This window comes from Cellulomonas sp. KU4C (genome assembly GCF_056868065.1).
Map to the genome: position 1 here is coordinate 666,230 of NZ_CP200322.1, position 19,542 is coordinate 685,771.

Annotated in this window: 21 protein-coding genes, 1 tRNA gene and 1 pseudogene; 9 read left to right on the top strand and 14 right to left on the bottom strand. The window is 76.1% G+C overall.

Annotation, left to right across the window (positions count from 1 at the left end; genetic code table 11):
* Positions 1 to 101 precede the first annotated feature (101 nt).
* Together AC1VL8_RS03095 and AC1VL8_RS03100 are read right to left on the bottom strand one after the other, a co-directional pair.
* Positions 102 to 668 (bottom strand): hypothetical protein, encoded by a 567-nt coding sequence (locus AC1VL8_RS03095; RefSeq protein ID WP_483074099.1) that lies wholly within the window; start codon positions 666 to 668, stop codon positions 102 to 104.
* 164 nt (positions 669 to 832) lie between these two features.
* The gene (locus AC1VL8_RS03100) at positions 833 to 2,290 is read right to left on the bottom strand and encodes a lytic polysaccharide monooxygenase (protein WP_483074100.1); all 1,458 of its coding nucleotides are present in this window, start codon (positions 2,288 to 2,290) and stop codon (positions 833 to 835) included.
* Positions 2,291 to 2,516: 226 nt separating this feature from the next.
* On the opposite strand from AC1VL8_RS03100, the gene AC1VL8_RS03105 reads away from it, so the two are divergent.
* From AC1VL8_RS03105 to AC1VL8_RS03130, 6 genes are all read left to right on the top strand, one after another.
* A complete protein-coding gene (locus tag AC1VL8_RS03105; RefSeq protein WP_483074101.1) occupies positions 2,517 to 3,419 on the top strand; it encodes a sensor histidine kinase in 903 nt (300 codons plus the stop codon).
* 32 nt (positions 3,420 to 3,451) lie between these two features.
* A complete protein-coding gene (locus tag AC1VL8_RS03110) occupies positions 3,452 to 3,775 on the top strand; it encodes a hypothetical protein (RefSeq protein ID WP_483074102.1) in 324 nt (107 codons plus the stop codon).
* Positions 3,772 to 4,470, top strand: coding sequence for a LuxR C-terminal-related transcriptional regulator (locus AC1VL8_RS03115; protein ID WP_483074103.1), 699 nt, complete (start codon positions 3,772 to 3,774; stop codon positions 4,468 to 4,470). Before AC1VL8_RS03110 ends, AC1VL8_RS03115 begins: the two co-directional genes overlap by 4 nt.
* 106 nt (positions 4,471 to 4,576) lie before the next feature.
* Entirely contained in the window at positions 4,577 to 5,170 is a 594-nt protein-coding gene (locus AC1VL8_RS03120) for a SipW-dependent-type signal peptide-containing protein (RefSeq protein WP_483074104.1), read from the top strand.
* Positions 5,171 to 5,398: 228 nt separating this feature from the next.
* Entirely contained in the window at positions 5,399 to 5,812 is a 414-nt protein-coding gene (locus tag AC1VL8_RS03125; RefSeq protein ID WP_483074105.1) for a hypothetical protein, read from the top strand.
* Positions 5,809 to 7,032, top strand: coding sequence for a S24/S26 family peptidase (locus AC1VL8_RS03130; RefSeq protein WP_483074106.1), 1,224 nt, complete (start codon positions 5,809 to 5,811; stop codon positions 7,030 to 7,032). The genes AC1VL8_RS03125 and AC1VL8_RS03130 overlap by 4 nt, the downstream gene beginning before the upstream one ends.
* 25 nt (positions 7,033 to 7,057) lie before the next feature.
* Here the strand turns inward: AC1VL8_RS03130 and AC1VL8_RS03135 are convergent, their stop codons facing one another.
* Positions 7,058 to 7,666 carry a M15 family metallopeptidase gene (locus AC1VL8_RS03135; RefSeq protein WP_483074107.1) on the bottom strand — a complete coding sequence of 203 codons (609 nt, stop codon included), beginning with the start codon at positions 7,664 to 7,666 and terminating at the stop codon, positions 7,058 to 7,060.
* A 114-nt stretch (positions 7,667 to 7,780) separates the two neighbouring features.
* On the opposite strand from AC1VL8_RS03135, the gene AC1VL8_RS03140 reads away from it, so the two are divergent.
* Complete coding sequence (locus AC1VL8_RS03140; protein WP_483074108.1) at positions 7,781 to 8,449, top strand: response regulator transcription factor; 669 nt, start codon at positions 7,781 to 7,783, stop codon at positions 8,447 to 8,449.
* Positions 8,446 to 9,561, top strand: coding sequence for a sensor histidine kinase (locus AC1VL8_RS03145; RefSeq protein WP_483074109.1), 1,116 nt, complete (start codon positions 8,446 to 8,448; stop codon positions 9,559 to 9,561). The genes AC1VL8_RS03140 and AC1VL8_RS03145 overlap by 4 nt, the downstream gene beginning before the upstream one ends.
* A gap of 11 nt (positions 9,562 to 9,572) precedes the next feature.
* On the opposite strand, the gene AC1VL8_RS03150 is transcribed toward AC1VL8_RS03145, so the two are convergent.
* The 3 genes and pseudogenes from AC1VL8_RS03150 to AC1VL8_RS03160 form a co-directional block, all read right to left on the bottom strand.
* A complete protein-coding gene (locus AC1VL8_RS03150; RefSeq protein ID WP_483074110.1) occupies positions 9,573 to 9,806 on the bottom strand; it encodes a hypothetical protein in 234 nt (77 codons plus the stop codon).
* Between the two features lie 374 nt (positions 9,807 to 10,180).
* Positions 10,181 to 10,624 (bottom strand): annotated as a pseudogene (locus tag AC1VL8_RS03155) (IS1634 family transposase); the annotation flags it as partial.
* Positions 10,625 to 10,984: 360 nt separating this feature from the next.
* A complete protein-coding gene (locus tag AC1VL8_RS03160; RefSeq protein ID WP_483074111.1) occupies positions 10,985 to 11,923 on the bottom strand; it encodes a hypothetical protein in 939 nt (312 codons plus the stop codon).
* A 46-nt stretch (positions 11,924 to 11,969) separates the two neighbouring features.
* Here AC1VL8_RS03160 and AC1VL8_RS03165 point away from each other — a divergent pair, with 46 nt between their 5' ends.
* On the top strand, positions 11,970 to 12,548 hold the full coding sequence (locus tag AC1VL8_RS03165) for a hypothetical protein (protein WP_483074112.1): 579 nt from the start codon (positions 11,970 to 11,972) through the stop codon (positions 12,546 to 12,548).
* 7 nt (positions 12,549 to 12,555) lie between these two features.
* Here the strand turns inward: AC1VL8_RS03165 and AC1VL8_RS03170 are convergent, their stop codons facing one another.
* From AC1VL8_RS03170 to AC1VL8_RS03205, 8 genes are all read right to left on the bottom strand, one after another.
* The gene (locus tag AC1VL8_RS03170) at positions 12,556 to 12,798 is read right to left on the bottom strand and encodes an alpha/beta fold hydrolase (protein ID WP_483074113.1); all 243 of its coding nucleotides are present in this window, start codon (positions 12,796 to 12,798) and stop codon (positions 12,556 to 12,558) included.
* 185 nt (positions 12,799 to 12,983) lie between these two features.
* Positions 12,984 to 13,057, bottom strand: a tRNA-Arg gene (locus tag AC1VL8_RS03175).
* 76 nt (positions 13,058 to 13,133) lie between these two features.
* Positions 13,134 to 13,799 (bottom strand): response regulator transcription factor, encoded by a 666-nt coding sequence (locus tag AC1VL8_RS03180; RefSeq protein WP_483074114.1) that lies wholly within the window; start codon positions 13,797 to 13,799, stop codon positions 13,134 to 13,136.
* Positions 13,796 to 15,109 (bottom strand): sensor histidine kinase, encoded by a 1,314-nt coding sequence (locus AC1VL8_RS03185; RefSeq protein WP_483074115.1) that lies wholly within the window; start codon positions 15,107 to 15,109, stop codon positions 13,796 to 13,798. Before AC1VL8_RS03185 ends, AC1VL8_RS03180 begins: the two co-directional genes overlap by 4 nt.
* A 39-nt stretch (positions 15,110 to 15,148) precedes the next feature.
* The gene (locus AC1VL8_RS03190; RefSeq protein WP_483074116.1) at positions 15,149 to 17,206 is read right to left on the bottom strand and encodes a serine hydrolase domain-containing protein; all 2,058 of its coding nucleotides are present in this window, start codon (positions 17,204 to 17,206) and stop codon (positions 15,149 to 15,151) included.
* Positions 17,207 to 17,324: 118 nt separating this feature from the next.
* The gene (locus AC1VL8_RS03195) at positions 17,325 to 18,164 is read right to left on the bottom strand and encodes an anti-sigma factor (protein ID WP_483074117.1); all 840 of its coding nucleotides are present in this window, start codon (positions 18,162 to 18,164) and stop codon (positions 17,325 to 17,327) included.
* Positions 18,145 to 18,798 (bottom strand): RNA polymerase sigma factor, encoded by a 654-nt coding sequence (locus tag AC1VL8_RS03200; RefSeq protein WP_483074118.1) that lies wholly within the window; start codon positions 18,796 to 18,798, stop codon positions 18,145 to 18,147. Before AC1VL8_RS03200 ends, AC1VL8_RS03195 begins: the two co-directional genes overlap by 20 nt.
* Before the next feature lie 8 nt (positions 18,799 to 18,806).
* Positions 18,807 to 19,535 carry a class F sortase gene (locus tag AC1VL8_RS03205; protein WP_389232332.1) on the bottom strand — a complete coding sequence of 243 codons (729 nt, stop codon included), beginning with the start codon at positions 19,533 to 19,535 and terminating at the stop codon, positions 18,807 to 18,809.
* Positions 19,536 to 19,542 lie beyond the last annotated feature (7 nt).

The following is a 19,542-nucleotide window of genomic DNA, read 5'->3' on the forward strand; positions in this document are numbered from 1 at the left end:
CCTCACGGTCGGGCGGCGCCGGGCCGGGCGTGCGGCCTGCGAGGTGCGGGCAGGACGGCGTCCCGGGCGGTGCGCGGTGGCCGCACCGCCCGGGTACGTCGTCAGGGGGCGACGAAGATCGCGTCGAACGCGAAGTCCGCGGTCACCTCGGACGCGGCGGTGAACCCGGCGGCCGCGAACGCGGCCTGGTCCGCGACGTAGACCTCGACGCGCACGGAGGTGGTCTCGCCGGGCTGGACCGTGATCCGCGACGCGCTCGGGACGGCCATCGTGGCGAGCGAGCCCGTGGCGACCTCGGTGCCGCCCAGCGTGACGCGGGTCCTCAGGACGTTCGACAGCTCGGTGGCCTTCTCGCCCGAGAGGTCCAGGACCGTGCCGATGTCGAACGTCGCGGCGGCGACCGTCGAGGTGTTCTTGACGGTGTAGTAGGCGCTGGTCGACTCGTTCGCGCTCAGGCCGGTGAACTTCTTCGACATCGGGGCACCGGTGACGAGCAGCTCGCCGCCCTGGGGGTCGACCCCGCCCTCGGTGGTCGTGTCGACACCGAACCAGTTGCCGACGATCGTGCTGTTCTGCGTGACCAGCGCGCCGCCGGTGGCCAGCGACCCGCCGACCAGGAGGATCGCAGCCGCGGCGACGTACTTCTTCTTGCGGGAGTTCTTCTGCATGGGAGGAGGAGTCCTTCCGGTCGAGCGGGGGGCGGTCGACGCGTTCGGCCGACGGTGACGCCCTCCAGCTCACCGGGGACGAGAGTGGACGATGCCGTCGACGGGGCTCGTTGCCGGCAGGTGATTTGCGTGCCACTAGGTGGACAAGCGCGTAGCGCGTCCGCTCAAAATGAGTAGTCGGAGCCCGAGATGCGACGCTGCCTGAGTGGCGCGCGCGAGCCGCCCCCCTCCCACGGCCGCGCCGGCCGCCCCGGAGGGGACGACCGGCGTGGGTGGGACGGGCGCGGCCGGGGGAAGTCTCCCGTCCCGTCAGCAGGGCGCGGCGGTGCGCCCTGGCTCAGGACCTGCCACAGCGACGGGGCGAAGATCCAGTTCGGGTCGCCGTGACCGGTGTAGGCCTGGATGTTGATGTAGTTCAGGCCGTTGTGCGACACCCGGTCGCCGATCGCGTAGGTGCCGTACGGGCTCCACGCGGGGTACGTCCCGCCGCCACCCGCGGCCTGGGTGGTGACCGTGAGGACCGCGCTGGTGGCGGACCCGCCGGCGCCGTCCTGCGCGACCACCCGGTAGCGGTAGGTGGTGCTCGGCGTCAGGCCCTGGTCGAGGAACCGGGTGGCGGTCGTGCTCGTGACCGTGCCGAAGCCGCCCGAGCCCTCCGCGCGCTCGACCATGTACTGCGCGACGGCCGGGCCGGAGGCCGGCGCGAACCACATGAGGTCCACCGAGGTCGCCGTGGTGCCCATCGAGTGCAGGCTCGTCGGCGGCTGGACCTGCTCGCCGGACGGGCCGGACGTCGCGGTGACCGTGATGGCGTTCGACAGCTCCGAGGTGTTGCCGCTCGCGTCGAACGCCTGCACGGCGTAGTGGTAGGTCTGACCCGCGACGACCGAGGTGTCGGAGTACTGCTCGAGCACGACCTGCGCGATCCGGTGCCCGTCGCGGAACACCGAGTAGCCGTTCACCCCGGTGCCGTCCGTCGCCGGCGCCCACTCGAGGTCGATGACGTCCTCGGAGACGTGCACCGCCTGGAGCCGCTCGGGGCGGCTCGGCCGGCCGCCGTCGATGTTCGGCTCCCCGTAGATGTCCAGGTCGACCACGTTGTAGAACGCGTTCGGGGTGTCCGCGATGTCCCACACCGCGTAGAGCACGTGGTAGCCCTCGTGGGTCGTCGGGATGTTGACGTGGTGCACCACGTGCCGCTGCGCGATCGACCCGTCGTGCCGGATCGTGAGGACCGGGTCGAGGTCGAGCTGCGCCCGGGTCAGCGGCGCGTTCGGGTCCCAGCCGGGCCGCGTGAGGAAGTACCGCCACTGCGCGGTCGCGTGCGGCGCGGTGTAGGTCCACTCCACGTCGATCACGCCCGGGCTGACGGCGTTCTTGATCCAGCGGGTGCTCGACTGCTCGTCGAGGTTGGCGGCGATCGCCTGGCCTGCCGAGGCGAGCCGGCCGTCGGCGGGACCCGCCTGGGGGAAGTTCTGCGGCCCCTCGACGCTCTGGGGCTCCCACTGGATGGGCCCGAGGTTGACGTTCTCCCGGATCGCCGCCCGGGCTCGCACGGCGGACAGGGGCCCCCCGACGAACCCGTGGTACAGCGTCGGAGGGGTGACGGTCGATGCGCTCATCGCGGTGCTCCACTCTCTGCGGTTACTGTCCTGCTGGACCTGTCGGGCCGGGGTCCGTCCCCGGCGCCCGGCCAGTCTCGGCACCGGGCGCGAGGGGGCGCGCGGACCGGTCGGGGGTAGCCCTGACCGGTCGGTGCCGCGGGTCCGACAGCGGGCGCAGCATCGGCACCAGGCACGCACGCGGCGCGCGACCGGCGCCGCGCCACCGAACCCCGGGGGCAGGGACATGCGACGAGCACGCCGACGGCTCGGGACGGCAGGGCCGCCGTCCGCCCGCGGGCACCGGACGTGGACGAACCGCGACCAGCCCGCCGCGCGACCGCTCGCGGACGTCGCCTCGTCGGGCGCGGTCCTCCGGCGCGGGCGGCTCGCCCTGGTCCGGGTGTGCGGGTACTGCGTGGTGGCGGGCGTGCTGATCGCCTGCACCCTGGGCCGGCACCAGGGGCGCGTGCTGCACGGCGCGCTCGCCGGGGCCGTGGTCGCGCTGGCGGTGCTGTCCGGGATGGCCCTGACCGCGTCGGCGGGGGCCTCGCGGCCGGGCTGGCGCAAGCCCGTGGCGGCCGTCGCCGCGGCCGGCGCGACGTGCCTGGCGTGGTCGACCGCCGCAGCCCACGCGGGGACCGGGCGGGCCCCCGTCGTCGCGCTGTGCACCGGCCTGCTGGCCGCGTGCGCCGTCGAGCTCGGGCTGTGGCTCGCGTACCTCGAGCGCGCCGTGGTGGCGGAGCGCCGCCGTGCCGTCGACCTCGTGGAGCGGCTGGAGCGCGACAACCTCCGCATCCGCACCGACCTCGCGCACCGGCTGCACGGGACGCTCCAGCAGCACCTCGTGATGGTCGTCAGCGACCTGGAGCAGCTCGGCCGCGCCGCGGCGCTGCGCTCCGAGCACCGGCTCGCGCAGGACCTCGCCCGGCTCGCGGGGATCCTCGACCACCTCCGCGAGTCCGAGGTGCGGCAGGTGGCGCACGAGCTGAGCCCGCCGGCCGCGCTGTTCGCCGTGCACGACGCCGTCGCGCTCGTCCTGGACCAGCTCCCCGGCACGTCGTGGGCCACCTCAGCGTGTCGGCGCGCGCCCGGTGCGTCCTGGACGACCCCGCGCACCCGCTGTCCGAGGACGAGCGCCTCCTGCTGATCGCACTCGTCGTGGAGGCGGTGGGCAACAGCGTGCGTCACGGGTCCGCCCGGTCGATCGAGGTCCGGCTCGACGTCGACGCCGGGGACCGGTGGCAGTCCGGCCCGCTCCCGCAACCGGACGCCCGGGTGCTCGTGGTCCAGGTGGACGACGACGGCGTGGGGCCGCACGCGGGGCTCCGGCTCCACGGGCTGCGCCTGCTCGCGGACCGCCTGGCCCGGCGCGGCGGCGGCCTGGACCTGGTGCGCGCGCCCGGCGGCGGGGCCCGTCTCACCGCGCGGGTCGCCGTCGGCGGCCCGCGGCCCACCCTGGTGCGCCCGGCGGGCGCCCGCGACCACGAGCGGGTCGGACCGTGACCGTGATCTCGCGCCCGGTGCGCGTGCTCCCGGCCGGCGCCCGCCGGAGCCACCCGCTGCGGGTCGCCGTCGTGGACGACGACGCCCTGCTCGGCCGCCTCGTCGCCGACGTCATCGGCGCACAGCAGGACATGCTCGTCAGCCACCGGGTCACCAGCCACCGGGAGGCGCTGGACGCGATCGCGCCGGGGGCGGCGGACGTCGCGCTGGTCGACATCGTGCTGGGCGACGGCAACGGCCTGGCCCTGGCGGCCGCCCTGCAACGCCGCGACCACGCGCTGCGGATCGTGCTGCTGTCGGCGCACAACCTGCTCGGCCTGCTCCGGAGCGCACGCACCGACCTCCACCAGAACCCGTGGAGCTACCTGTCCAAGCGGTCCGCCCTCGACCCGCGCGACCTGCCGCGGGTGATCCGGTCGGCCGCCGCCGGGCGCATGGTGATCGACCCGGGCCTGGTCCGGGCGTCGCGCCGGCGGGAGGGCACCGACCTCGACGCCCTCTCCCGCGCACAGCTCGACGTCCTGTCGCTGCTGGTCGAGGGGTACTCCAACGAGGCGATCGCCCACGAGCTCGCGATCGCGACCAAGACCGTGGAGTCGCACCTCAGCGCGATCTACCGCGCGCTGCACGTCCCCAAGGACCGCAACGCCCGCGTCGCCGCGGTCCTCGAGTTCCTGCGGGACACCTACCGGTGACGCCGCGCACGCGCGACCGCCGCACCAGGCCCGCGACCCGCGCGCGTATCGTCCTCGGCTGAGCACGTCGTTCCACCCGGTCCACCGCTGCACCTGGGAGGTCGTCATGGTCCGCTCCACCCGTCCCCGCGCCGTCCTCGCGGCCGGTCTCGTCCTCGGCACGGGGGTGATCGCGACGCTCGCCGCCTGGACCGACCTGGAGTACGCGACAGGCACCTTCACCGCCGGCGCCTTCGACCTCGAGGGCGCGTTCACCGAGTCCGCGGGCGCCCCGCAGTTCGGGCAGCACCCCGACACCGCATCGGCAGGTGTGCTCGAGTTCGACCTCGACGCGACGAACCTCAGCCCGGGCGACACGCTGCAGGCGCCGCTCGCGGTGCGTCTGGCGGCGGGCACGACGTTCCCGGCGCAGCTCACCGTGTCGTCCACGACGACCGGGACCACCGCCGAGCTCACCTACGGCCTGACCCAGCAGGGCGCGTGGGGCTGCGCGTCCGCGGTCTCCGGCACGGTCGTCGCGGCCGGGACGGCCCTGGCGGCGCTGCCCACGACCACCGTCGGCCCGCTCGCCGCCGGCGCGGGCGGCACCGCCGGCGAGCCCGCGTACCTCTGCCTGACCGTGACGGCCGGTCCCGGCCTGGTGTCCGGGCAGACCGGGACCGTCACCTTCGGGTTCACGGCGACGTCCGAACCCGCCTGACCGGGCGGCGCCCGATGACCGGACCACCACCCGGCGGGGGACGCTGGCGCCGGACCCGCGCGCTGCTCGCGGCGGGGGTCGTCGGCGCCACCGGCACGCTCGCGACCGCTGCCGCGTGGACGGACCAGGAAGCTCGGGACCGCGACCCTGGCCGCCAGCGGCTTCGAGCTCGAGTCGCAGACCGAGGGCACCGCGTTCACGTCGAACTCCACGCCCCCGGGACCGGCGATGGCGTTCGGTGCCGACGCGATGGTGCCCGGCACGTCCGTGTTCGCGTGGCTGAACCTGCGGACCACCCCGACCACCACCACGGCCGGGACCGTCCGGCTGTCCAGCACCGACTCCGAGGGGCCCCTGACCGCGTTCCTGCAGTACCGGGCGGTCCGCACCGAGGTCGCGCTCGCGCCCGGCGGGTGCACGGCCGCCGTGTTCACGGAGCCGACCTCGGTGTACATCGCCGGCGGACCGACCCAGTGGGAGCCGACCGACGACGACCCGCCCGCGCCGGCGGTGTTCCCGATCGGGCCCGCGCTGGACGACCTCGGGCTGTGCTTCGAGGTGCGGCTCGACCCCGCGACCGCGGCGGGCGCGGCCGGCCTGACCGGGAGCGTCACGTGGGGCTTCACCGGGATCGCACCGTGATCGCGCCGGCGCGGTCCCGAGCGGCGCGGCGCGGCGGCGTGCTGCACCGGGTCGCGGACGGGGCGCTGACCGTCGCCGCCGTGCTCGGCGCGCTCGCGGTCGTCGGCGCGCTCGCCGCGCACCTGTTCGGCGTGCGGGTCGCGCTGTTCGCGTCGGGGTCGATGAGCCCGGCGATCGACGTCGGCGCCGCCGCGCTGACGGTCCCGGTCCCCGCGGCGGAGATCCGGACCGGCGACGTGGTGACCGTCGACCGCCCGGGCCTGCTGCCGATCACCCACCGGGTGGTGTCGACCTCGGGCGCCGGAGTCGCGCGGGAGCTCGTCCTGCGGGGCGACGCCAACGCCGAGCCCGACCCCGAGCCGTACCGGGTCCGCACGGCGCACCGGGTGGTCGTGGTCGTCCCGCGCGTGGCACCCGTGCTCGGCTGGTTCGCCGAGCCGGGCACGCTCGCCGGGACCACGGTGCTCGCGACGGGCCTGGTGCTGTGGGCGTTCTGGCCGCGGCGCGGCATCGACGTCGACGGCGCCAGGGTCCCGGCGGCCCCGGCGGCAGGGGGCGACCCGCCCCGGTTCCGCACGCTCGCGGTGGCGGGGGTCCTCGTCCTCGCGCCCCCCGCCGCGGTCGCCCGCCCCGCTCCCGCCGACGTGGTCGGCGCGGACCCGCACGTCACCCTGATCTCGGTCGAGGACCCGGCGATGCGCACGCTCGGGCCGGGCGCGAGCGCCGACTGGCTGGTCGGCCTGCGCACGACGGCGCCGGAGCCGGGCGTCGTCACGGTGTCCGCCGTGGCCGACGACCCCGACGTGCCCGCGGTGGTGGCCGTCGACTCCTGCACCGAGCGCTGGTCGTCGACGCGGTGCCCCGGGCTGCTCCGGCACCTGGTGCCCGCCGGCCCTCCGGACGTGCTCGGCGGGCAGCCGCTCGAGCAGGTGCCGTCGAGCGAGACGCGCTGGTTCCGGTTCCGGGTCACGGTGCCGGCGGACGCAGAGCCCCGCGCCTGGCGCACCGCGCTCGTGGTCACCGCGACCGGCTTCGGCGACACGGTGTCCACCGCGCCGGGCGCGGGCGGCGCTGTCCGGGGGACCGGGGTGATCGCCGGGACCGGCGCGGCGGGGACCGTCCCGGCCGCGCTGCTCGCCGGCTGTCTGCTGGTGGCGGGGGTGGTGCTGCTCCTGCGCGACCGCACCCGGCGCGCCGGTCGCAGCGGGCCACGCGGGTGACGCCAGCCCGACCGGCGCGGCGCGCTCAGCCCGCGGCGTCGGTCAGCGGCTCGGGGCAGGTACCGCCGGGCTCGGTCGCGAGCTCGAAGTGCCACATCTCGTTCGCGTAGGTCTGGCAGAGGCCGAAGTCGTCGCCGTGCCGCGTCAGCCAGTCGGCCGCGTCGGTGAAGCCGATGTCGACCGCGTCGCCGCTGACGTGGCTGGACGCGCTGGGCGACTTCACCCAGCGTGCGGCCTCGTCGGCGCTGCCGTACTTCTGCACGGCGTCGTCCAGCAGCGACTGCTGGAACTGGGCGCTGCGCCACCCCGACGTCACGACCATCTCGATCCCTGCGGCGTCGGCGGCGGTCGCGGCGGCCTGGACCGCGGCCAGCAGGTCCGGCTTGATCCGGGCGATCGCCGGCAGGTCCTCGTCGAACGGGGAGACGGGGTCACCACCGGGGAGCAGGCCGTCGGCGGCGGACAGCCCGGTGCTCGCGGGCGCGGCGTCGGCGTCGGCGACGCCGTTTCGCACGTCGAGCCGGTGCTCGGCGGCGGCGCAGGCGGCCGACCCCAGCACGAGCAGGAGCGCGACGGCGGCGGTCGCCCGGCGGGACGTGCGGCGGGCGGTGCGGAGGTGGGTGCGGCGGTTCATGGGAGCCACACCACCAGCGCGGCCGTTGCGCGGCCGTGAGCCGTCCGCCTCACGATTCCGCAACACCGCGCTGCCTAGACTCGGCCGCGCCGCACGACCACGAAGGGGGCCACGATGCGCGTGCTCGTCGTCGAGGACGAGGTGTTCCTCGCCGAGGCCCTCCAGGCGGGTCTGCGGCACGAGTCGATCGCCGCCGACGTCGCGCTCGACGGCGACGACGCCCTGGAGCGGATCGCCGTGCACGCGTACGACGTCGTCGTGCTCGACCGCGACCTGCCCGGCACCCACGGCGACGACGTGTGCGCCGCGATCGTCCGGGACCACCCGCAAGTGCGCGTCCTGATGCTCACCGCCGCGGGCCGGCTGCGGGACAAGGTCGACGGCTTCGAGCTCGGCGCCGACGACTACCTGACGAAGCCGTTCGCCGTCGAGGAGCTGGTCGTACGCCTGCACGCCCTGGCCCGCCGACCCGCCGCCGCGACCCCGCCGGTGCTCCAGGTCGCGGACCTGCGCCTCGACCCGTTCCGGCAGGAGGTGTACCGCGCCGGCCGCTACGTGCGGCTGACCCGCAAGCAGTTCGCGGTCCTGCGGCTGCTCATGCAGGCGGACGGCGGCGTGGTCAGCGCCGAGACCCTGCTCGAGAAGGCCTGGGACGAGCACGCCGACCCGCTGACCACGGCCCCGCGCGTCACCATCTCCACGCTGCGCAAGGCCCTCGGGGCGCCCGACCTCATCCGCACGGTGCCGGGCGTCGGCTACCGCGTCGCCGAGCCGGCCCCGTGAGCCCGCGCCGCGCGCCCGGGCCCGGCGTCCGGGTCAGCGCCCGCCTGCGGCTCGCGCTGGGCTACGCGCTGTTCCTCGTCGCCGCCGGGGCCGTGCTGCTGCTCGGCGTCTACGTCGTGCTCCGGTTCGTGCCGGACTACCCGCTGACCGCGGCGAACCCCCGCGACAGCGGCACCACCTACGCGGCGTCGCGGCAGGAGATCCTCGAGGCCGTCGTCGGGGTCTCGGCGGCCGTGCTCGTGGGCCTCGCCGTCGTCGGGGTGGTCGGCGGGTGGTTCCTCGCCGGGTGGGTGCTGCGGCCGCTGCACCGCATCAACGAGGCCGTCCTGGTCGCGGCGACCGGGGACCGCACGCGCCGCGTCCGGCTCGGCGGCCGCAACGACGAGTTCCGCCAGCTCGCGGACAGCGTCGACCACATGCTCGACCAGCTGCACAGCGCCGCCGAGGCGCACGAGCGGTTCGCCGCGAACGCCTCGCACGAGCTGCGGACCCCTCTGGCCGTGACCGCCACGATGCTGGACGTCGCCGCCCGGGACCCCGACGGCCAGGACTACCCGGCGCTGGTCGACCGGCTGCGGCAGACCAACGACCGGGCCGTCGCCCTCACCGAGTCGCTGCTCCGGCTCGCCGACGCGGGGGCGGTCGGCGCCGTCGCCCGGCCCGTCGCGCTCGACGCGGTGGTGCGGACCGCGCTCGACCAGAACACCGCCGAGGCCGCGCGGCGCCACGTCACGATCACCGCACGCCTGGACCCGGCGACCGTCGTCGGCGAGCCGACGCTGCTCGCCCAGCTCGCCACCAACCTGGTCCAGAACGCGGTCCGGCACAGCGGGGACCCCGGCGCTGCCGTGGTCACCACCGGTCGCGACGGCGATCGCGCCGTGCTGCGGGTCGAGAGCACCGGGACCGTGCTCACCCCCGAGGCCGCGGCCCAGCTGGTCGAGCCGTTCCTGCGCGGCGCCGGCCGGGTCGCCACCGGCGAGCGCGGCCACGGCCTCGGCCTGGCCCTCGTGGACCGCATCGCCCGGACGCACGGGGGCACGCTCGACGTCGCGCCGCGGCCCGGCGGCGGGCTGGTGGTCACGGTCGCGCTGCCGGCGGCCGGGACCTGAGCGGGTCCGGCCTACTCCTCGACGGCGACCGGGCGCTTCCAGTACCGCTGCGTCGACAGCAGCAGCAGCGCGGCACCGAGGGGGAAGAACGCGTACGCCGTGGTCGACGGCTCGCCACCGGCGAGGTCGACGAGAGCGAGCACGAGGAGCAGCAGGCCGACCGGCAGGGCGACGGCGCTCACGCGGCGCTGCAGGGCGACCTGCGCGGCGGACGGGACGGGACGGGACTTCGGCTGGTTCGTCATGCCGAGAACGCTAGGGCGGCGACCCCGGCCCGGGGATCGGTCCGGCGGCCGATCTTGCCGTTCCGCCCGGCGGTGGAGGCGCACGTGGGCGGGTGCCCGGGCGCCAGCCCGGCGGCGGAGCACCGGGTGCCGGCTCCGCCCCGCGAGGGAGGCCCGGGCGGGCTACCGTGGCGGCACGCGGACCTGGACCGAGGGGGGCACGGTGAAGCGGTGGATCGGCGGGACTGATGCAGGGCTGGTTGACACTCCATCTGGAGCGTGCGCTCGGCAAGCTCACGCCGGTCGAGTTCGAGCTCGCCTTCGCCGCTCAGACCGCCGCGCCTGCGGCATGATCACCACTCACCTGGTGCCAACCGAACCCGCAGCAGTCCCCTCGTCGGCTCGACGATCCGCGCCACGACCAGGTCACGGAACACCTCGTCACCCAGCGCGTCGAACCCGAGCTGGTCGTAGACACCCGCGAGCACGTCGAACAGCAACCCCGACGCCGTGTCCAGCACCCGCCCTGGTCCGACCAGCACCCGCGCCGCCGGCCGCGGCGGCGCCGTCAAGGGCAGATCGAGCACGTCTCGTTCGAGCGTCTCAGCGACGAGATCCACCGCGGGCGCCGCGTCGAACCCAAGGTCGAGAGCTCCCTGACCTGGGCGTTCGTACCCCTCCAGCAACTGGCGGGCCCGCGCCATCACGACCCCGAGCTCGGCCGGCGTATGCGCCGAGCCCACGTACTTCACGATCCGCTGGCGACGGTCACCGACGTACTCAGCGATCTGCACCCCCGTCGCTCCCGAGGGTGTCCGGACCCGCCGGATGAACGCCACGCACCAACCCTACCGACCACCTTGGTGCGTGAAACGGCTCCGCCACACGACCATCACCCCAGGTCACAGGCCCGCGGCACACCGGATCGAGCCGACGTGAGCAAACTCAGGACCTGGTCGGCGGGCGGTGGGCGGGGGCACCCGATCCCGCGCGACGGGTTCCGCATGTCGTCGGACACGGAGCACGGCGGGGTGCTGCCGCTGCTCGGGGACGAGTGGGGCGTCTGCACCGGGCGTTCGACCAGCCGCCGGAGGCCTGACCCATCGTGCCGGCGCCGCGATGGGGGCGCCGCTCCGTTCCTGCACGTGGCCGCCGCGCGCCCCGCTAGGGTGAGGCCGCAGTCCGCGACCTGGGGAGTATCACGAATGCGTCGATTGGTGACCTGCGGCGTGCTCGCCCTGAGCCTGGCCGCGTTGGCCGCGTGCGCCGGGGGCGGTGACCCGGACCCCGCCCCGGCTCCCTCGGGGACCGCGACGGACGCCGCGGTCGACACCGCGGAGGTCGTCGCGACGTCGACGCTGCACCTCGGCGGCACGGACATCACGGTCGACGTGCTGCCTGTGGTCCGCGTCGACGAGCTCGCGGTGCTGACGCTGGATCTGGCGATGCCCGACGGCGACGGCGACGGCGTCTTCCTCGCGAGCGACCTGAGCGGCGTGCCCGTCCTGAAGCTGCCCGCGCTCGCGGGGCTGCGCCTGCTCGACCTCGGCGCCGACGCCGTGCACACCGTCGCCGTGGACGCCTCCGACCGCGCGGTCACGACCGGCACCGACTTCATCACGCTGCGACCGGGTGAGTCGATGCGGCTGCAGACGGCATACGCCGCGCCGGCACAGGAGGTGGACGCGCTGGCGCTCTTCCTGCCCGGCGGGCCGCTCGTCGAGGACGTCCCGGTGGTCGAGGGCGCCGTGCCGCCGCCGTCCCACCCCGGCGACGCGGACGACGCCGACGGGCCCGTCGAGCCGCTCGACCTCGACGCGGTCGCCGAGGCGCCGGTCGTGCCTCTCGAGTCGTACACCGCGGAGCTCGCGGGCGCGGTGCAGACGCTCACCAGCACCGAGGAGGTCCAGGTCACCCTCGGGTCGGACGTGCTGTTCGCGGTCGACTCCGCGGAGCTCGGCGACGCCGCGCGGGGGGCGCTCGACGTCGCCGCCGCGCACCTGTCGAGCCGGGAGCCCGGGACCGTGCAGGTCGTGGGCCACACCGACGACGTCGCCGGCGACGCGTACAACCAGGAGCTTCTCCGAGCGGCGTGCGCGCGCCGTCGCCGACGCCCTGTCCCAGCGGATCGACACCACCCGGTTCCCGGTCGAGGCGTCGGGGCGTGGCGAGTCGGAACCCGTCGTGCCGAACGTCGACGACGCGAGCCGTGCGGCGAACCGCCGCGTGACGCTGGTGCTGACCTCGCAGATCACGCAGACCGTCGAGGTCAGCACCGCGGGCGAGCTGCCGCCGTTCGAGGCGGGGCCCACCGGGACGGGCGCCGAGGGCGTCGTCGTCGAGAACCTCGGCTCGTACCGCGTCACCGTGCCCGCGGCCCGGAGGGTCGACGGGCACGTCGTGCTCGACCTGGAGGTCACGCCGCTCGACGACCGGGCGACGTCCGGCGTCTCGTTCCTGTCGGGGGTCTGGCACTACCGCGGCAGCACCTACTCGGTGCAGCGGTCGGCCTCGGGCGTCGTCCTGCTGCGCGGCGCGACGGCGGTCCACCCGCTCGACCACCTCGATGCGGTGGCCGACGACGGCGCCGAGCAGTGGCTCCCGGTGACGGACCTGGAGACGCTGGGCACGATCGCCGAGGGAGCGACGCGGACGTTCAGCATCGTCTACCCGGAGGTGGGTGACGTGGACGAGATCGCGGTGCAGGTCGGCGGAGGACTCGGCCAGCAGGCGTTCCGGCTGACCGACATCCCCGTGCGCTGACGGCCCGTCAGCGCCGGGCGCGGTCGACGCGCGCGAGGAACGGGAGCATCGCGTCCGCGAGCCGCTCCGGTGCCTCGAGCGCCACGTGGTGCCCCACGCCCTCGAGCAGCACCGCGGTGACGTCGCCGGTCGACACCTGGCGCACGGTGGCCTCGGTGAACGGGCCGCCGTACCCGCCGACGGCGAGGACCGGGACGTCCAGCGGCGTGGCCGCGGCGACCGACCGCAGCTCCTCACCCTCGCGCAGCATCGAGCGGTAGAGCGCTGCCGCGCCGCTCCAGCCGCCGGGTCGCGCGTAGGTACGGCCTGAGTTTGCTCATCTTCTTTCCTGAGTTTGCTCATCTTCTTTGGTGCGTGGGAGTCCAGGTCCACTGGATCCAGACGGGGCATGCAGAAACCCCCGCCCAGGGTGACCCGGACGGGGGTTGTGCGCTGTGCGCCCGGAGGGACTCGAACCCCCAACCTTCTGATCCGTAGTCAGATGCTCTATCCATTGAGCGTACGGGCGCATCGGCCCTTGGAGGGCCGATGAAGAGAGTACAGGTCGAGGGGGCCGGGCCCAAACCGGACCGGCCGAGGCCCGTGTCACACCCGTGGGACGACGCCCTGCTGGTACGCCCAGACGACGGTCTGGAGCCGGTCGCGGGTGCCGATCTTCGCCATCGCGCGGCCGAGGTGCGACTTCACGGTGGAGGTCTCGACGACAAGCTCGGCGGCGATCTCGGCGTTCGACAGCCCCCGGGCGAGGAGCTGGACGATCTCCGTCTCCCGGGCGGTGAGCGCGTCGACGAGGGCGGGGGTCGCCACCACGTGGTCGGCGCCGGGGCCGCGGCGGGCGAACTCCGCGATGACCCGCCGGGTGACGGTCTGGTCGACGAGGCCCTGGCCGGCGGCGAGGCGGCGGACGGCGTCGACGAGGTCCTCGGGCTCGGTGTCCTTGAGGACGAAGCCGCTGGCGCCGGCCTCGAGGGCGCCGAACACGTACTCGTCGAGGTCGAACGTGGTGACGACGAGGACGGCGGGCGCGTCGGGGCCGGCGGCGGTGATGGCACGGGTCGCGGCGAGGCCGTCGCCGCCGGGCATCCGGACGTCCATGCAGACGACGTCGGGGCGGGTGCGCGCGACCGCGGCGACGGCGGACGGGCCGTCGGCGGCCTCGGCGACGACCTCGATGTCGCCGTGCTCCTCGAGGATGACGCGGAAGCCCGCGCGCACCACCGCCTGGTCGTCGACCAGCACCACCCGGATCATCCCTGCTCCTCCGTCACGACCTCGTCGACCGCAGCGCCCTCCGGCACCGGCAGCCTGACCCGCACCGCCCACCCGCCGTCGGGTGTCGGGCCGACGGCCAGCGTCGCACCGACGAGCTGCGCCCGCTCCCGCATCCCGATCAGCCCGGCGCCCTCGCGCCGGGGGCGGTCCGGGGGCGGAGGCTCGCCGCCGGCGTCGTTCACCACCTCCAGCGTCACGGTCGCGTCGTCGGTCCGCAGGGCGACCCGCACGGGCGCGCCGACCGCGTGCTGCCGGGCGTTGGCGAGCGCCTCCTGGGCCGCCCGGTACAGGGCGGCGTCGGCGAGCGGGCCGAGCGCGACCGGCGGGCCCGTGCGGTCGAGCGTGACCGGTGTGCCGAGGTCCTGGGCGGTCGCGACGAGCTCGGGCAGGTCAGCGAGGCCGGGCACGGGTGCGCGGCCGTCCTCGGGGCCCTCGCGCAGCACCCCGACGACGAGCCGCAGGTCGTCGAGGGTCTGCTTGCCCTGCCGGCGCAGCCACGCGGCGCCCTCCTTGGCGGCGGCGGGGTCGCGGTCGACCAGGCGCTCGACGGCGGCGGCCTGCACGACCATGCCGGACAGGTGGTGGGCGGCGACGTCGTGCAGCTCGCGGGCCATCCGGGACCGCTCGGCGACGACCGCGGCCCGGGCGGTGGCCTGCTGGGCGCGGACGGCCTCGACGGCCCGCAGCCGCAGCAGGTCGAGGTAGCGGCGGCGGGTGGCGACCGACGAGCCGATCAGGGCGAGCAGGGGGTAGGACAGGGCAGCCCCGGCGGCGTGCTGCAGGAGCAGCTCCCCGACGGTGCGGCCGTCGGGGGTCGCGACGAGCGTGGCGCCGACGGTCTCGACCAGGACGGCCACCCCGGTGACGGCCAGCGCCCGGGACGTCGGGAGCAGCAGGCCGACGGTGTACCCGGCGACCAGCGGTGCGAACGCCCGGATGTTCAGGTCGGGCGGCAGCACCGCGGTGACGCCGATCTGGCACGCGACCACGAGGCCGAGGCACAGCACCGGCCTGCTGCGGCGCAGCGCGAGGACCCCGGCCTGGGCGGTGCACAGGGCGACGAGGATCCCGCGGTCGGTGAGCACGACACCCTCGGTGGCGGCCGTCCCGGTCGACCCGAGCGCGATCAGCGCGAGCGTCAGCACCGCGACGACCGACGCCAGCGCGGCGTCCCGCGCCGGCACGCCCGTCACCCCGATGCGGGTGAGGAGCGCGTCGACGCGGGACGGGCGCGGGGACGCGAGCACGTCGTCGTCGCCGGTGGACGGCGGTACGGACGTCAGGGCCATGCGCGGCATCCTCGCAGTTCGGCGGTGGCGACGGGCAGGTCAGTACGAGACGCTCGGCGCGAGCAGCCGGTACGTGACCGCGAACCAGGCGACCCCGGCCAGCGCGGCCAGCACCAGCACGCTCGCCAGCACCCGTCGCCAGCCGGCCTGGGCGCGGAGGTCACCGGCCAGACGCAGCACCGCGGGCACCAGGCCCACGACGGCGAGCCCCTGGAGCACCTGCAGCACGCGGATCGGTGCGGTCGGCACCTCCTGCAGGCCCATGACGGTCTGGATCACCAGGAACCACCCGGCGAGGGCGACGACGGCCGTCCCCGCGGCGACCCGGGTCAGCACCCGCAGGACGCGACCCTCGCGGGGCGGGGCGGGGCGGCGACGGACCCGGCGGACCACCGCGGCGGCGGCCCAGGCGAGCGCGGTCACGAGCAGCACGGCCACCGAGGCCAGCAGCACCGGCACCGCGACGGCGTTCGCGGGCTCGGCGCGCAGCAGCGTGAACGCGGACTGCCAGGAGATCGCCTCGACCTTCCCGTCCGTGGCGCGGGCGGCGATGCGCTGCTGCCCGCCGACCTCCTGCCACACCCAGGGCTCGACCTCCTCGAACAGGACCGGGTGGTCGGTGCCGGGACCGGGGGCGATCAGGATCCGGCCGTCGTCCTGCGCGGTCACGTGGGTGGGCTGCAGGACGTCGAGCACCGCCAGGAACGTGCTGTGCATGTTCCGCGAGCCGACGTCGCTGCCCGCGGCCTGCGCGGCGTGCTCCCGGGCGGTGTCCGCGTCGACCGTGGGCACCGGGGCGGCGGCGGGGTCATCGGCCGGGAAGTACCGGTCGGCGAACCCGTGCATCAGCTGGTCGCGGAGCTCGACGGTGTCCGCGGCGCCCTCGCCCGAGCTGTTGAACGACACGAAGATGCCGGTGCGCTCCTGCGGGTAGAGCTGCAGGTGGGAGTGGAAGACGTTCGTGTCGCCGCCGTGGCCGACGATGTCGTGCCCGTTGCGGCTCTCGTCGAAGAACCCGAGGGCCATCCGGGGGCCGTCGGCGAGGGTGCCGAGGGTGTCGGCGTCGAGCGCCGGGGCGTGCATGAGCTCCAGGGTCTCGGGGACGAGCAGGGGCTCGCCGGTGGGCTCGCCGAGCTGCGCGAGCATGAAGCCGGCCATGTCGGTCGCGCTGGCGGACAGCGCGCCGGCGGGGGCGACGCCGACGACCTCGAACGGCGACGCGGGGCCGTCCGCGGTGGCGTAGCCGCGGGACATCTGGTTACGCAGCGCGTCGGGCAGCGGCTGCTCGAACGTCGCGGTGGTCATCCCCGCGGGCTCGAGGACGTGCTCGGCGACGTAGTCCTCGAACCGCTCGCCGCTGACGTGCTCGACGACGTAGCCCGCGAGCGCGTTGCCGTAGTTCGAGTACGCGGGGACCGTCCCGGGGCGGTACACCTGCTCGGGCGCGTCGGTGGACAGCGCGGCCCGCAGGTCGACGGGGTCGCCCTCGACGCCGATCAGCCCGGCGACGCGCTCCTCGAACCCCGCGGTGTGGGTGAGCAGGTGCCGCAGCGTGATCGGCTCGTCGAACGTCGTCGGCGCCGCGAAGTCGAGGTAGTCGGCAACCGGTGCGTCGAGGTCGACCTCCCCGGCCTCGACGAGCTGCATGACGGCGGTGGCGGTCACGAGCTTGGACACCGAACCGGGCCGGAACAGCGTGGACTCCGGGTCGACCGGGACGGGGTCGCCGCCGTCGGCGCCGGTGTCCGCCCAGCCGTAGCCGCGGGCGGTGACGAGCTCGCCGTCGTGCACGACGGAGACGGCCGCCCCGGCGATGCGGGTGCGGTCGAGGGCGGCCGGCAGCAGGCCGTCGAGCCACGCGTCGACGTCGGCCCGGTCGAGCGCGGGCGCGCCCGTGGCGGACCAGTCGGCAGCCGGAGCAGCCGGCGCGGTGATCGGCGGCGCGGGCTCGGCGACCGGCGCGGTACCCGGGGCGCAGGCCGCGACGGTGCCGCCCAGCAGCGCGACGGCGGCGACCGCGGCGAGCGCGCGGGTCACCCGCCGGCCACGGACGGGGACCGGGGGCGCGTGGTCGGGGGTCAGGTCGGTGGTGGGCACGGGCCCTCCTCGACGGCGGGGCGGTGTCCGGGAGACCCCGTGCGGCGTCACCCCCTGCCTGACGTCCAGCCTGGTCAGCGCGGAGCCACGGCACATCGGGCGCGGGTGCCCACCGGGGTTACGACCTTCGTCGCAAGCCCGGCTCGCCCGCGCGGCGGACCTCGGCCCCGCGCGGCGCGGGCCCCGTCAGGCGGGAGTGCTCAGCTTCCCCGCGCAGGATGCTGTCGCCGGAGTGCGACGGGTCGCCGTCGAACTGCTCCGCGGACACGTCGACCAGCGCGTAGTCGTCGAGGTCCAGCCCGACCGGGATCGAGAACCGGCCCTCGTCGCCGTCGAGCACGCCCAGGCCGACCAGCCGGGTGGCGTCGCGGTCCAGCAGCCACACCTCGCGGAACCCGTCGCCCTCGTCGCCGGCCAGCCGCACGACGAGCGTGCGCCGGCCGTCGGGGTCCTCCTCGACGAGCGCGTCGCCGGTGGCGGTCCACCCGGGCAGCGCGTCGAGCACGGCCTCCGCGAGCACGGACGGCTCCGCGGGGCCGTCGTCGCGGGTGGCGGCCACGACCAGGCCACCCCCGGCGGCGCCGACGACGAGGCCGGCGGCGGCCGCGAGCGCGACGAACCGGGACCGGCCCCGGGGTGCGCCCGGGCGCCGCCCCACGTCCGGGGCGTGCCCGGCCCCGACGGTCCCGACGGTCCCGACGGTCCCGGGACCGGGGTCGTCGGCGGCGGGCACCAGCGCCGGGTCGAGGCCGAGCTCGCCCCGGATCCGCTCCCACACCGCGTCGGGCGCGGGGACGGGCGGCTCGCCACCGGCGGCGCGGCCGACGGCCACGGTCGCGGCCAGCGAGGCCACCTCCCGGGCGCAGTCGGCGCAGTCGGCCAGGTGCGCGCGGTCGGCCGCGGGCAGCGGCTCGCCCAGCGCCGCGAGCGCGACGGAGTCAGGGTCGATGTGCGGCACCCTCCACCTCCAACCGGTCGCGCAGTCGCAGCAGGCTACGTCTGATGTGGCTCTTCACGGTGCCCAGCGGCAGCTCGAGGCGCCGGGCGATCTCGTCGTGGGTGAGGTCGGCGTAGAACGCGAGCGCCAGGATCGTCCGCTGGGGCTCGCCGAGCCGGTCGAGCTCGTCGGTGACCACCACCCGGTCCGCGACCTGGGCGACCTCCGGCTCCGGGTCCCGCCCGGTGCGCGCGGCGACCGCGTGCACGTCCCGCACGTCCCGGGTGCGGCGCCCGAGGGCGTCGGCGACGGCGTTGCGCGTGATGCCGGTGAGCCAGCCGCGCAGCGGGCCCCGGTCGGTCCGGTACCCGGCGCGCCCGCGCCACGCCTGCACGAACACCTGCTGGGTGACGTCCTCCGCGTCGGCCGCGGACCCGAGGGAGCGCAGGGCCACGGTGTGCACGAACGTCGACCACCGCCGGTACGCCTCGGCGAGCGCCTGCTCGTCGCCGGCCTCGAACGCCCGGGCGAGCGCGTCGTCGTCCCACTCGGGCGGGGGCCGCAGGTGCGCCACGGTGCTGGACAGGGCGCGCCTCCTCGCGGTCCGGGGGACCATCCTCGCGGTCCGGGGGACGCCGCCGGCCGGGGACGGCACCGCCCCCATCATGCGCCGACCGGGGTGGCGATGACCAGCACGTTGTCGGTGTAGTGCCGCGTCGCGGTGTCGAACGCGCCGCCGCAGGTGATGAGCGCCAGCCGCGCCTCGCCCTCGCGGGTGAACACGTCGGGCCAGCGCGCCTCGGACTTCGGCACCCTCGTCACGCTCTGCACCGCGTAGGCCCGGGTGGTCCCGTCGGCGAGCGTGAGCTCGACGGCGTCCCCGGCCCGGACCTCCGGCAGCCGGACGAACGGCCCGGTCCCGGCGGAGGCCACCGAGTCGACGTGCCCGGCGATCACCGTCGTGCCGGCGGCGTCGGCCGGGTCGGCGCCGAACCGGTACCAGCCGCCCCGCTCGGCGAGCGGCGGGATCTCCATCTGGCCGTCCGCGGCGACCCCGACGGGGTCGACCGGCATGTCCACGTCGTGCGCGGGCACGACGACCCGCACCGGGGCACCCGCCGGGGACGACGCCGCGTCCACGGGCGGCGGGGTGGCCGCGACCCGGGGGACGTCCGGCGCGGCGGGGTCCGCCGGTGCGGGTCCCGTCGGCGCGGGGGCCGTCGGGGTGGCCGTCGCCGCGGCGCCGACGGTCGTGCGCGGGGCGCCCGGTGCGTCCGGGTCCCCGGACAGCGCACCGAGCACGCCCGCGCCGCCGACCAGCAGCAGGGCCGCCGCGACGAGCCCGACCGCGCCGTGGGGGCGACGGCGCGGCCGGGCGTCGGTGGGGGTCATCCGGACC

What these genes read in the sequence shown, in the direction of transcription:
- AC1VL8_RS03135 (WP_483074107.1), bottom strand. Translation starts at nt 7,666, where the DNA reads ATGAACCGCCGCACCCACCTCCGCACCGCCCGCCGCACGTCCCGCCGG.
- AC1VL8_RS03095 (WP_483074099.1), bottom strand. Translation starts at nt 668, where the DNA reads ATGCAGAAGAACTCCCGCAAGAAGAAGTACGTCGCCGCGGCTGCGATC.
- AC1VL8_RS03205 (WP_389232332.1), bottom strand. Translation starts at nt 19,535, where the DNA reads ATGACCCCCACCGACGCCCGGCCGCGCCGTCGCCCCCACGGCGCGGTC.
- AC1VL8_RS03120 (WP_483074104.1), top strand. Translation starts at nt 4,577, where the DNA reads ATGGTCCGCTCCACCCGTCCCCGCGCCGTCCTCGCGGCCGGTCTCGTC.
- AC1VL8_RS03180 (WP_483074114.1), bottom strand. Translation starts at nt 13,799, where the DNA reads ATGATCCGGGTGGTGCTGGTCGACGACCAGGCGGTGGTGCGCGCGGGC.
- AC1VL8_RS03100 (WP_483074100.1), bottom strand. Translation starts at nt 2,290, where the DNA reads ATGAGCGCATCGACCGTCACCCCTCCGACGCTGTACCACGGGTTCGTC.
- AC1VL8_RS03150 (WP_483074110.1), bottom strand. Translation starts at nt 9,806, where the DNA reads ATGACGAACCAGCCGAAGTCCCGTCCCGTCCCGTCCGCCGCGCAGGTC.
- AC1VL8_RS03170 (WP_483074113.1), bottom strand. Translation starts at nt 12,798, where the DNA reads ATGCTGCGCGAGGGTGAGGAGCTGCGGTCGGTCGCCGCGGCCACGCCG.
- AC1VL8_RS03140 (WP_483074108.1), top strand. Translation starts at nt 7,781, where the DNA reads ATGCGCGTGCTCGTCGTCGAGGACGAGGTGTTCCTCGCCGAGGCCCTC.
- AC1VL8_RS03185 (WP_483074115.1), bottom strand. Translation starts at nt 15,109, where the DNA reads ATGGCCCTGACGTCCGTACCGCCGTCCACCGGCGACGACGACGTGCTC.
- AC1VL8_RS03105 (WP_483074101.1), top strand. Translation starts at nt 2,517, where the DNA reads ATGCGACGAGCACGCCGACGGCTCGGGACGGCAGGGCCGCCGTCCGCC.
- AC1VL8_RS03125 (WP_483074105.1), top strand. Translation starts at nt 5,399, where the DNA reads ATGGCGTTCGGTGCCGACGCGATGGTGCCCGGCACGTCCGTGTTCGCG.